The organism is Sphingomonas sp. CL5.1 (assembly GCF_013344685.1).
Lineage (GTDB): Bacteria > Pseudomonadota > Alphaproteobacteria > Sphingomonadales > Sphingomonadaceae > Sphingomonas.
In genome coordinates, this window is record NZ_CP050137.1 from 2,066,407 (window position 1) to 2,078,812 (window position 12,406).

Consider the following 12,406-nt stretch of genomic DNA (forward strand, 5'->3'; position numbering starts at 1 on the left):
GCGCGCCTTAGGGACACGAATCTTCTATCCCTTGACGCGGTTGGCTTAATCGACAAAACGCCGTTCAACCAAATATACCAATTTGGTTATCGGTCGGGCTGCGGCCCCGATGAAGGAGAGTTCGTCATGGGTGGTGATGCGACGACTGACGTGATCGCGATCAATTATTCCGGCAAAAGTGAACATGCCCATGGCCCCTTGGAATCGGTCGAGAACCCTGAATCCCAGGCTGCGCTCAGGCAATTTTCGCTGGAGCGGATCATCGCGTATGGCGTGCATTATTCCGACGCGATGGAACTGCGCGGCAGGGTTTGGGCGGGCGAGGCATGGCGCGACGTCGCGACTGAACTGGCCGAAACATGCCTTAAGCCGGCCGAATCGGCGGTGGCTCCCGAAACCGACCAGACGCGCGCCAACCGGATATTCCGATCGTCAGCGCTTTGGCGAATGAGCCAGGCGATGATGTTGAGGGATTCAGACGAGCGCACCGAAATCTATCGCCGCTCGGCTGAGCTCTATCAAGCCGCATCGGTTGTGGCGGGCGATCGGACGCGCATCATGATCGATACGTCGAACGGTCCCCTGGTTGGCTGGCTCCACAAGAGCGCGACGCCGACGGTCGTCGGCCGGGTGCTCGTGGTCGGCGGCTTCGAAGGGTGGGGCATGGACTGCGGCGAGGTCGGCGTCGCGCTCGCATCTCGGGGCATCGAAACGCTGGCGATCGACGGACCTGGGCAGGGCGAGAGCCGCATGATCCTCCATCATTACATGACGGCGGATTGGGAAAAATCCTATGCTGCGGTCTTCGACTTCCTTGCTGGGCGCGGGCCGGAACCAATAGGTATCTTTGGCCTGAGCGTTGGCGGATCGGTGACAACCCATCTCGCGCGTCGCGAGGAGAGGATCGCGGCATGCGTCAACAATGGCGGGCCGGGGATTCCCTGGATGGTGCGCCATCGCCGGGGAGCGGCGGCGGCCAACAAAGGGGCGAGTTTCTTCCAGAAGGTAGCGGCGCAATGCGGTGATGTCACCGATGACGAAGCCGAGGCGGTGTGGCGCACCGTTGATCCGCGCGACAGCGCCCATCCGTTATTACGGCCGTATCTCTTCGTTCACAGCGCTGTAGATCCGCTGGTCAGCAACAGGGACGCGCAAGACACGTTTGCGACCATCGAAGCGCAGGACAAGACCATGGCTGTGTTCTCGGACGGCCTCCACTGCGTCTACAATCACCCGGACGACAAGTTTAATCTCGTCGGCGACTGGTTTGTCTCACGCTTGCGGAAAGCCGGAATCTAGCGAAATTCTGGCAACGGTGTGCCATGATCGGCTTGCCCGCGCGGCGCAGGTGGTGTGCCACCGCCTTCCGGATGCAATGGAACGGGGACACGACTGTTTTTGCCCTTATCGGTTTCGACAAGCCGGACAGCGTCCCTTTGCGGATGGCGACATGGGAAGCACATTTAGCCTTTGTACGCAGCCGGAGGTCGGAAGTGAAATTCGCGGCCCCGTTTCTCAACGATGCGGGCGAGATGATTGGAACCTTGCTGCTTGTGGACCTCGCCGATCGACTGGCGGCTGAAGCATTCCAAGCGGAGGATCCCTACACGCGGGCTGACCTCTTCGAAAGGCGTGAGATGAAGATTTGCCCGCCCAATTACGAGTTCGTCGATTTGTAGTCAGCCTGTCGATGGGTGCTCCCGCTGGGTCGCCCATCACCAGCGTCAGGCGATCGTGCCGCCGCCGTCCACGCGGATCGTCGTCCCGGTCACGAAACCGTTGATCGCGGTGAATAGGATCGCGGCGGCGATGTCATCGGGCTGTCCGACCCGTCCGACGGGCAGACGATTTGCCGTGGCGGCGAACAGCGCGCCGCGCTTTTCCTCGGGCAGGCCCGACCACAGCGGCGTGTCGACCGTGCCGGGGGAGATTGCACTCACCCGGATCGGCGCCATCTCAAGCGCGAGTCCGCGGACGAGTCCCTCCAGCGCAGCATTGATCGCGCCCAATAGCACGGACGCGGCATTCGGCCGCACGCCGAGGACCCCGGACACCAGCGTGAGCGATCCCGACGGCTCAATCCTGGCCGCGCGCGCAATTCGATAAGCGCCCCAGAATTTGCTCTCCATCGCCGCCTTAGCGTCGTCGAGAGGCAAATGCGCGACGGAGCCAACCTCGGTCTGCGAGGCCGAGACGATGACGTGGTGAAACGGCTGCGCGTCCGAAAAAACGGCTTCTACGGCGGCATTGTCGCGCGTGTCGAGTGCAATGGGCGTTGCTCCGAGCTTGGCCGCGGCGCAATCAAGACGCTCGCTTTGGCGTGCGGCGACGAAAACGGCGGCGTTGGCCCGAGCGAAGAGGTGGGCGGTGGCCTTGCCGATGCCGCTGCTCCCGCCCACCACCAATACGCGTTTGCCCGTGAGATCGATGTCGTAGCTCATTGTCCGCCTCCGTCATTGGTGTGCCAATTCGATAATCATCGGGGAGGTTACCGGCCGTGCCTCAGCGCCTTGCATTTTTGGCGCGAACGTCATTGCCCGCGTCGCCCGATAGGCGCAGCGTCAGCATGACGCCGCAGAGCGCGAGAAATGCCGAGAACAGGAAGGCGGCGACGAAATCGGACCGGTCGAGCGTCGGGACCGACCCGGCGGCATTCGCCAGCGATAAGCTCAGGGCGGCGAGACCGACCCCGACCGCAAGCGAGACTTGCTGCATCATGCTGGCAAAGGTGGATGCCGAGGCGGTCAGCGTCTGTGGCACGTCGGAAAAGCTGAGCGTGTTCGCCGCCGTGAAGAACAAGGATCGGGATGCGCCGGCGATCAGCAAAAGGAAGCAGCTGGGCACCGTGAGATGATGCCAGTCGAACAACGGCAGCGCGGCTGTCGACAGGGCGACGACCGCTCCGCTGCCGATCATCGCCGCGCGGAAGCCAAGCTGACGGATAACCGGCGTGGTGGCCGTCTTCATCGAGAGATTTCCGAGGAAGTAAAAAAGCATGACCATGCCTGCGTCGATCGGGCTCATTCCCCACACGATCTGGACGAGGAGCGGCAAGAGATAAGGGGTGACGGCGATCGCGATCTTGATGAGATTCGCGCCGCCAAACGTGGAAAAGGCGAATGTTCCGATACTAAGGATCGCCGGGTCGATCAGCGGAGCCGGGGTGCGACGCAGCCATAATAGTGCGCCCCAGCCCAGCATGATGCCGGCGGAAAGGAGCGTGCCACCGACCAGGACGCCGCGCGCCTCTGTGTTGGTGAGCCAGTCCAGGCCATACATCGCCAATCCGAGCGATGACGAGATGAGCAGCGCACCACGGATGTCGAGTTGTGTTCGCGCGTCCGCCTCGCCTCGCGGCACGACGGCCATGATGAGCAGCATGCACGTCAGTCCGAGCGGCACGTTGACGAAGAAATTGAGTCGCCAGCCGACCCAGGAGGTGATCGCGCCACCCAGCCACGGCCCTGCGACCGGCGCGAGTAACGCAGGCCAGGTCAACATCGAGATGGCGCGTAGCAAGTCGGGCTTGGTGGTGTTCTTCAGGACGGCAATGCGTCCAACCGGCGTCAGCAAGGCGGCGCCCGCGCCCTGGATGATGCGCGCGACCACGAATTGCGGCAATGACCGCGCAAGTCCGCACAGGACAGAGGCGACCGTGAAGACGATCATCGCGGAGATGAGCGTCTTGCGAACGCCAAACCGCTGGGCGAACCAGCCGCTCAGCGGCATAAGCGCAGCCGCTGAGATGAAGTAGCTGGTAATGCCGGCGTTGATGTCGACCGCGCTAGCCCGGAACGATCCGGCAACCTGCGGGAGCGACGTGTTGAGGATCGACCCATCCAGGTTCTGGATGAAGAAGATCGCGGCGACGACGAGCGGAAGATGATCGGAATGTTTGATCAGGCCAATTCCGGGCACGGTCGGTCTCTTTCCAGGCCGGGCCGAGCATTGCGTTTACTCCTGCGCGCCGTGGAGCGCCGGCGCTTGACCGGTCGGAATCCTCGGTGGGCGCGCGCTGAAACGCAATGCAACCCGATTGATTGGTTAGAATCGGTTACGTTGGTTGACCAATAGTCATTCGGCTCTGCTGCGCAAGGGCGCGCGCCGCTCCGGCGGGCTTAATATCTTCGGGGTGCTCGTTGCGAGGCGGGCGACCGGTATCATGGCTGTGCGGGCTGTTGGGCGGACATTAAACCAAGGCGTGATTTACCTGAAAGGCCCCAGGCTAGGCACTTTTCCTTTGCAGCCAGCTAATTTATGGTCGCGTAACCATTGGAGGCCATTTTGACCGATCGTAACGCTAAAGTGGCGAATGCCTATCTTCTCTCGACGTTGCGGACGTGGCTGAGATCTGCAAACCTCGGACCCAGCCTGAAATTGCCGCCCGAACGCGATCTCGCCGCGCAATTCTGCGTCAGCCGGGCGGAAGTGCGCAAGGCGCTATCGGTTCTTGAGGCGGATGGTCAGATCAACCGTCATGTCGGTCGCGGCACGTTTTTGGCGCGCAACCCGCCCGAACCGCAACCGAGTGAAGAGGATATCGTCGCCAGGACTAGTCCGCTCGCCGCGATGCAGGCGCGCTTCATCATCGAGCCGGAACTGGCCGGGCTGGCTGCTCTCAGCGCGTCGCCCGCGCAGCTCTCCGCGTTGAAGGACCTGTGCCAAAGCATGCGTTCCGCTGACTCGTGGGAAGAATATGCCGAACTCGATTGGCAATTCCACAACCTCATTGCAGAGGCGACCGGGAACGTCTTGCTGATCGAATTCCAGCGCTTGCTGAATGGCGTGCGGCGCTATGTGCTCTGGGGAAATCTGATGAAAGACGAGCATGGCCCCAAGCGGGACTATCACTCGTTCGCGGAGCACGAGCGAATCGTCGACGCGATTGCGACGCGCAATCCGAAGGCGGCGATCATGGCGATGCGCAACCATCTCGGTGGCACGCGATCGCAGATGATGAATGCCAGCCTGGGCTTCGGGCAACTCGAATCGGCCTGACCAGCCTAGTTATGCGCGCAGTCGAATGCCCGATGATCATGGTTGCGGATTGGATTGCGGCTGTCACGTCTGCACCATGTTGACCAATTTGGTCATGATACGTAGCATGGTCTCGTACTTGGCAAAGAAGCCGAGCGAGGAGAGGTATGGACGCGCTATCAATCAGTGCCGATGCGGGGCTCACCGGCGAGGCAACCTATCCTCCACCGCGCCGCGCCTGGATGGCGTGTTCGATTCTCGCGTTAGGCAGCATTCTCGCATTCATGGATCGGGGTATCCTCAGCCTGTTCGTGGTGCCGATCCAGCGCGACCTTCATCTCAGCGATACTGAAATCGGCGCGCTGATCGGCATGGCCTTCGGGGTTTTCAACGCAATCTTCGGCTTGCCGATCGGTCGGCTGGTCGATGTCGGGAACCGCAAGGTGATCGCGGCCGCCGGCGTGTTCGCCTGGAGCGCTGCCAATGCCGCGTGCGGGCTTGCGGGCAATTTCGCGCAGATGTTCGTCGCAAGGACTGCCGTGGGGGCCGGGGAGGGGGCGCTGAGCCCGGCATCCGTGTCGCTACTGGCGGACTATTTCCCGCCTGGCCGTCGGGGGCTGCCGATGGGGGTGTTCTACAGCGGCATGCATATCGGCGGCGGCGGCGTCTTGCTGTTAGGTGGGTTGATCTGGCTGTCGTTCGGCGACCGGATGATCGATCTTCCTCTGCTTGGCGCGCTTCATTCCTGGCAGGTGATCATTCTCTGCTTTGCCGGCCTCGGTCTGATCGTTGCCCCGCTGACGCTTGCCATTCCCGAACCTCCGCGAATCGCGACCCATCGGGCGGACCAGGCAGGCGGGAGCAGTTTCCGCGAGACGCTGCGGTTCTATGACGAGCATCGTGGCGCACTCGTGGGGCATAATGTCGGCTTCGTTTTCAGCAATTTCGCGCTCCATGCCGGGGCAGCGTGGCTGCCGGCGATCCTGATGCGGAGCCAGGGATGGACCCTTACCCAGACCGGCTCGATCTACGGTACGATCCTTCTGGTTGTTTCTCCTGTCGGCGCCATATCGGGTGGCCTGCTCGGCGATCGTCTGGTCAAGGCTGGTCATAGGGATGGCCGGCTGATCGCCGCGGTGGTTGCCGCCTGCGGGCTGGGTCTTGCAGGCCTGTGCATCGGCTTCGCTCATAGCCCATGGCTGGTGGTGGCCGGGCTTCTCGTCTTCACCTTTTTCAGTTCTTTCAATTTGCCGCTGGGTCCTGGCGCGCTTCAGGATGGGTTGCCGAACAAGATGCGGGGCCAGGGCATCGCGCTGTACATTTTCTGTATTAACATCATCGCCGGCGGGATCGCAGCGGTCATGGTTGGCGCGATGACGCAATATGTATTCAAGGATCCGACGCGCACCAGCGAGGCGTTTGCGCTCATCGCGGTGGTGGTCTGCACCGTTGCGGCGATCGTGCTCAATCTCGCACGACCGCCATTCCGGACGCTGGTCGCGACCCAAATCCGTCCCAACTGAGCCATCATGAGATAGCCATTCCCGTTTAGGCGAAGGGAAGGCTCGTGGCCGCTTTGCGAGCCCTGCCGCGGCGTCGGCGCGGAGTGTGTGACCATGCAACCATATAGGTCTTGCGCACTCTCCTATGATTGGTTACACCAATTCAACCAATATAGTCTTCCTCGAAAGGAAGCGATTGCCGGATGGCCTTTTTGGGAGGGATGAATGAGAGGCGAAATCAGACTGACGATTCGTGCGGCTATGCTTGTGGCGCTATCGACTACGGCATTATCGGCCGCCCACGCACAAATCACGTCGGCGCCTGGGGCCGATGTGCCTCCGCTCGCCGCCATTGGCGATAGCCAGAATAGTGGCGATATCGTCGTTACCGCGCTACGGTCCACCGATCGTCTGCAGACCGCTCCGGCGGCGATCTCGGTGGTGACGGCGGATACGGCGAAAGCCGCGGGTGTCGCCAGTCTCGCCGACGTCAGCAAGGTCGTCCCGGCCCTTCGCTTCGAAACCGGCATTCGACCCGGCGTGCCGACGATCGCGATCCGCGGCATCGCGGCAATTCAACAGGGCGAAGCTCCTGTCTCGATCCTGATCGACGGCGTGCAGGTGCCGTTCCTCTCGATCGCGAATATGGACTTGCTCGACATCACCGATGTCGAATTGCTCAAGGGGCCGCAGGGCGCGTTGTATGGTCGCGGCGCGATCGCCGGTGCGCTCGTCATCAATACGCGCCAGCCCGACAATGATTTTCGCGCCAGCGGGCGCTTCACCGCACAGGAAGGCGCGGACTATAAGGGCATCCTGACCGTTTCAGGGCCGCTGATCGAGGACAGACTCTACGCCAAGATCACCGGATCGTATCAGAACCGGCGCGGCTTGCTCTATAACAGCACACGTCACGACTACAGCGATTTCGTCGATTCCGGTACGCTCGATGGGGAAATCGTCTATCAACCGACACCCAGCACTCGGCTTGCATTGTCGGCCATGTACACTCGTGGGACGGTCGGCAGCAATTATCTGGAGTTGACGACCATTGCCGGGCTGACCGACTTTTCAACTTCGCTCAAGCAGAATTTCTGGAATCGCGACCTCAGGAGGCTGTTCCGCACCTCGCTCACGCTCGATCAGGATACGCCGATCGGCACGCTGACGGTGATCGGGCAATATGCGCGCGCAAGGGACTATGTCATCACCGACATCGATTACACCCAGGCCGCCGGGCGTTATAATTACAATCCCGAACTCGATGACGCAAAGAGCATCGATGCAAGGCTGACCTCAAAGCCGGGCAGTCGCTTCCAGTGGATGTTCGGTGCGGCGTATCAGGACCGCTATACCGAGAACAACATCAATCTTCTCGCTGATCCGGCGGCGACGACGCCGCAGATCACGGGGATCACCTACCAGACCGATACCAGCAAATCCTACGGCGTTTACGGTCGTGCGTCCTACGACATCGGCGCGGGCTTCACGGTGATCGGCGCGCTCCGTTACGATCGCGACAAGAAATACGACGTCTTGACGAACGTGCCTGGAACCGGCCTGACCTCCCCCTTCACCGCCTGGCAGCCATCGGCGACCTTGAAGTGGCAGGCGCAAAAGGATCTGATGTTCTACGCCACCTTCGGCCAGGGTTTCCGCAGCGGCGGCTTCAATGCAGCGTCGGTTCCGTTCGACCTAGTCGGTGCGCAGCGGGTTTACCCGAAGGAGATTTCGCGGAACTACGAGGCCGGGTTCAAGGCACAGTTCGCCGATCATCGCATCACGCTTAATGCGGACGTCTATCGCACCGACTATGACAATGCGCAGTTCCAGCGCACGATCATCGGCGCCACGTCGTTCCGCTTCATCACGTCGATCCGCAAGGCGCACGTCAATGGCATCGAAGCAGATCTCACGATCAAGCCTGTCGATGACGTGACGCTCGGCGGAAGCTATTCGCTGAGCGCGTCGCGCATCGACGATTTCAACGGGACGTCGCTCTACGTCGGCAATCCGATGCCGAACGCGTTCCATGATAACGAAACGGCCTATTTCAGCTACGCCCCGCGCTTCGATGACACCTACCATGGGCTGTTGCGGTTCGACATGAACCGTCGGGGCTATATCTCGTATAATCTTTCAAACAACGTGAACTTCCAGCCGGCAACGACCTTCAACGCGCGTCTCGGCATCGAGTCCGAGCGATGGTCGGTGGACGTTTTCTGGAACAACATTACCAACAAGCGCTATCCGGAATTCGTGTTCCCCGACTTCATGGGAACGATCCAGGGGCGTTTGGCCAACCAGCCCTCTCGTGCCGGCATCGAGCTGAATTTCAACTTCGGGGCAAGATAACCCCATCCCCACCTGGCTTCGTCATGGATATGACTGACGTCGTATCCCTGGCGGAGCCAATTTCGTTCTGACGGATACTCGCCACGGTGTATCCCGCCGTTCGATTAAAGCATTCTGATCAGGTCCCGATCAAGTTCCGCAGGGCGCGCAGTGCCGAGATGCAGCAATGTGCGTGACAACTCGGTCCTGAGCAGGTCCAGCGCCTTCACCGAGCCTCTGCACCCTGCCGCGAGCGCCCCATAGAGCGCCGCGCGTCCGATAAAGCAGAACGCCGCACCAGTGGCCGTGGCGATCGCGACGTCCTCGCCACGCCGAATGCCACCGTCGAACATCAGCAAGGGCCTGGCTGAAGCCGGAACGGTTGCCACGATCTCATCGAGGGCATCCAGCGAGGCGACGGCGGCGCCCATGCGATTGCCGCCGTGGTTCGAGACAGTGACGGCATCGGCGCCGACGTCCTTGGCCCTGACGATGTCGTCGGGATGGACAAGTCCCTTGAGGACGAGCTTGCCGGACCACCGCTGGCGAACCCGTTCGACCTCACGCCAGCCGGCGCCTGAGATCATTTGCGCGCCGACGAATTGAAGCACGTCACGCGCCGACGCGCGTCCGTCCACATAGCGCGCCCAGCCTTCGAGCCGCGGCGTCCGGCCCACCCGCGCATAAGCCAGCGCCCAGGCCGGATGACGCATCGTTTGCCACAGGACGGCGGGCCAGGATCGTGGCGGTATGTTCAGTGGTGGCCTGATACCGGTAGCGGTCACATAGTCGGAGGCCGGAGAGACCGGCATGTCGATCGTATGGACCAAGACCTCGACACCGCAATTCTCGGCCCGGCAAATGAAGTCGTCGGTGATTGCCGGATCGCGCGCGGAATAGAGCTGCTGCCATATCCGCCCGGGCGCGATGCGCGCGATCGTTTCGACGTCCGCGACGGTGCCGACTGATAAAATGAACGGCACATCCGCCGCCACCGCCGCCTCCGCGAGGGCGACGTCCGCGCCCGGCCACATCTTGCCTGCATAGCCAATGGCCGAAATGCCGATGGGAGCGGCATAGCGCCGGCCGAAGATCGTCGTCGACAAATCGACGGTCACCGGCTCCTCGGTCAGGCGCGACTGCAGTCGTCGGCGGTCGAACGCGGCGACACTGGCGATCGCGCCGCGGCCGTCGCCGGTTCCCTGCTCCATCGGCTGGAACACGAACGGAGGGACACGCTTCCGAGCAAGCCGGCGCAGGTCATTGATTGAGCACACCCGGTCGAGTTTCGATACCATCACCCTCGCTCCCTCGCTCCCTCGCTGCGCGGCTTGTGGGGCGGCTGCCGGGCGTCGACGCCGGTCCAGACCGTGAGATTAGGAAGATGGCGACGCGGCTTGAGATAAGCGGTCGCCGTGCTCGCGCGTCTGCCTTTTTCGACCATGTGGTCCGAGGGGCCACAACCCTCCAGATCACCGCCGTTGATATCGTCGGTGCGACTATAACCGACCTCTTCGTCTGCCTGCAGAAGGGCGCGGGCGAGAGGACCGGGCTCGCCGGAGAAGCACACCTCGATCGGCCCGTGCTGTCCGTGAAACATATCGGGGCGCTGGTGCTCCGGGCGGTGAAAATAGCGCAGGACATCGTCAAAGCTCCAGCCTTCCTACCCTTCGCGTGCCCACTGGCCGTAATCGGCGGGATGCCCGCGGGCATAAGTAAGACCATTGACGGATGTGCCGCCCCCCAGGACCGCGCCTTCGAACAAGGACATGCTGCGACCGTTCAGGGCGGGATTGGGCTCGCAGGCGAGCGACTTCGTGAAACGCCCAGAGCGCAGCACGGTCGTCATACCGGCGGGCATTTTCAGCAACAGAGAGCGGTCGGCCGGACCGCGCTCCAGCAACAGGATCCTGGCGGTCGTCCGGTCGGCGAGCCGCGAGGCGATGATCGCGCCGGCGGCGCCGGAGCCGACGACGATGTAATCGTAGGATGAGTGCTTCGCCATGTCAGCGCACACGCCGCAATATTGGGTGGCTTCCGGCACCTGTCATCCTCCCACGATGACTCGCTCAGCGAATGGCGATGGTGTCTCCACGTGCGTCGATCTCATTGTTCGGCACCCACGGTGCGACAGCTGGCCCGGCCGAAAGCCGGAGTTCGCGCACATAAGAGCCCGGCTCGGCGCGGAATGGTTGGAAACCTCGGGGCCCATCAGGCGCTCACCGGCTCGATGGCCGCAAGGCGCTCCTGAACGATCGCCGCCTCGTCCGGGGGGAGCGACATGAGTGGCGCGATCGTATTTCGCCACGCAGGATCGCCAAGCCGGCTGGCGATCACATGCTTGATGCCGGGGACCAGCGGCAATCCATCGAAGATCGCGCGAATGGCGACCGCCCGCGCGAGGGCGGTCTCGTCGCCATCCTGGAAAGCGCGCCCGCAATCGACCGAGTTCAGATTGGCGGTGGCCGAGATACACCCGGCAAAGGCGCCGCCGCGCGCCTCGATCAAGACCCCCTCGTTCGAGGGGAAAACGTCGAGTGTCGACGAGAGGCCGGCGATCGTTCGCGCATAGGAAAGATCGCCTGAGGAGTCCTTCAGCCCGGCGATGCGATGACCGAAGGTCGCTACGAGCAGACTGACCAGGTCGGGCGTGTAGGTGATGCCGCTCAGCGCCGGGAAATTGTAAAGGTAGAGCGGAATGTCATGCTGCGCCGTCGCATCGGCGATGGCGCCGATGTAGCGCGCGATGCCTTCGTTGGTCACCGGCTTGTAGTAGAAGGGCGGAAGAATCAGCGCGCCGGCGAATCCGACTGTCGCCGCGGCTGTCGTGAGCGCCACTGCGTCCGTGACCGACGCCGCTCCCGTGCCGACCATGAAGCGTGCCAGTGGAAGTCCGGCGTCCGCGACCGCCTTCATCACCGACAAGCGTTGCCTGAGACTAAAGGACGTCGCCTCGCCAGTCGTGCCGAGGAGATTTAGGCCGTTGCAGCCATGGTCGAGCAAATAGCGCGCATGCGCGAGCAGGCGCTCGATATCGGGCTCGCCCCGTTCGTCAACAGGCGTGGAGATAGCGGCGATGACGCCGCGCAGGCTGCGATCAGACATGACGATCCTTTGCGTTAGGTCGATGTTCGTGGTGCGCGCTCATTGCGCCGTTACCGCTCCAGCAGCTTCGCGAATGCCGCTACCGCAGCGGCGGCACATTCCCGGTCCTGCGCTGGTGTGCCGGAGGAGATCCCGACCGCGCCAACGACGTCGCCGCCGACGACAAGGGGCATTCCCCCGCCAACGATGCAGATGCGGCCGCCAAGCGCGACATTGAGCCCAAATAACGGTGAACCCGGCTGGCTGAGGTCAGCGAGTTCGTGGGTCGGTCGACGGGCCGACGCGGCGGTGAACGCTTTGTCCATCGCCACCTGGATCGAGTGAATCTTGCCGCCGTCCATTCGCTGGAAGGCGAGGAGGTATCCGCTCTCGTCGACCACCGCGATGCACATCGGGACGCCGATTTCGAGCGCGCGTTCGCGCGCAGCGGCGACGAGCAAGACGGCCTCATGCGCATCCAGTCGTTTGATCTCTATCATCGCCTCTCC

At 62.4% G+C, this 12,406-nt stretch carries 10 protein-coding genes and 1 pseudogene; 5 read left to right on the top strand and 6 right to left on the bottom strand.

Features of this window, described 5'->3' with window-relative positions:
- Nucleotides 1–126: 126 nt before the first annotated feature.
- Both F9288_RS09945 and F9288_RS09950 read left to right on the top strand, forming a co-directional pair.
- The gene (locus F9288_RS09945; protein WP_174836488.1) at nt 127–1,299 is read left to right on the top strand and encodes an alpha/beta hydrolase; all 1,173 of its coding nucleotides are present in this window, start codon (nt 127–129) and stop codon (nt 1,297–1,299) included.
- 23 nt (nt 1,300–1,322) lie between these two features.
- A complete protein-coding gene (locus tag F9288_RS09950) occupies nt 1,323–1,679 on the top strand; it encodes a YciI family protein (RefSeq protein ID WP_217482619.1) in 357 nt (118 codons plus the stop codon).
- A gap of 45 nt (nt 1,680–1,724) precedes the next feature.
- Here the strand turns inward: F9288_RS09950 and F9288_RS09955 are convergent, their stop codons facing one another.
- A complete protein-coding gene (locus F9288_RS09955; RefSeq protein WP_174836490.1) occupies nt 1,725–2,441 on the bottom strand; it encodes an SDR family oxidoreductase in 717 nt (238 codons plus the stop codon).
- A 61-nt stretch (nt 2,442–2,502) separates the two neighbouring features.
- Entirely contained in the window at nt 2,503–3,918 is a 1,416-nt protein-coding gene (locus F9288_RS09960) for an MFS transporter (RefSeq protein WP_174836492.1), read from the bottom strand.
- A 354-nt stretch (nt 3,919–4,272) separates the two neighbouring features.
- Here F9288_RS09960 and F9288_RS09965 point away from each other — a divergent pair, with 354 nt between their 5' ends.
- From F9288_RS09965 to F9288_RS09975, 3 genes are all read left to right on the top strand, one after another.
- Entirely contained in the window at nt 4,273–4,998 is a 726-nt protein-coding gene (locus tag F9288_RS09965; RefSeq protein ID WP_174836493.1) for a FadR/GntR family transcriptional regulator, read from the top strand.
- A 146-nt stretch (nt 4,999–5,144) separates the two neighbouring features.
- A complete protein-coding gene (locus F9288_RS09970; protein ID WP_174836495.1) occupies nt 5,145–6,500 on the top strand; it encodes an MFS transporter in 1,356 nt (451 codons plus the stop codon).
- 204 nt (nt 6,501–6,704) lie between these two features.
- Nucleotides 6,705–8,834, top strand: a complete 2,130-nt coding sequence (locus F9288_RS09975) for a TonB-dependent receptor (RefSeq protein WP_174836497.1) — start codon at nt 6,705–6,707, stop codon at nt 8,832–8,834.
- A gap of 104 nt (nt 8,835–8,938) precedes the next feature.
- Here F9288_RS09975 and F9288_RS09980 read toward each other — a convergent pair whose 3' ends face one another.
- The 4 genes and pseudogenes from F9288_RS09980 to F9288_RS10000 form a co-directional block, all read right to left on the bottom strand.
- Nucleotides 8,939–10,111, bottom strand: a complete 1,173-nt coding sequence (locus F9288_RS09980; RefSeq protein WP_174836499.1) for an alpha-hydroxy acid oxidase — start codon at nt 10,109–10,111, stop codon at nt 8,939–8,941.
- Nucleotides 10,111–10,818: pseudogene (locus tag F9288_RS22155) on the bottom strand (GMC family oxidoreductase). Before F9288_RS22155 ends, F9288_RS09980 begins: the two are co-directional and overlap by 1 nt.
- A 206-nt stretch (nt 10,819–11,024) precedes the next feature.
- The gene (locus F9288_RS09995) at nt 11,025–11,918 is read right to left on the bottom strand and encodes a dihydrodipicolinate synthase family protein (protein ID WP_174836502.1); all 894 of its coding nucleotides are present in this window, start codon (nt 11,916–11,918) and stop codon (nt 11,025–11,027) included.
- Between the two features lie 50 nt (nt 11,919–11,968).
- Nucleotides 11,969–12,397: a heme-binding protein gene (locus tag F9288_RS10000; protein WP_174836504.1), complete on the bottom strand. Its 429-nt coding sequence runs from the start codon at nt 12,395–12,397 to the stop codon at nt 11,969–11,971.
- Between the last annotated feature and the right edge of the window lie 9 nt (nt 12,398–12,406).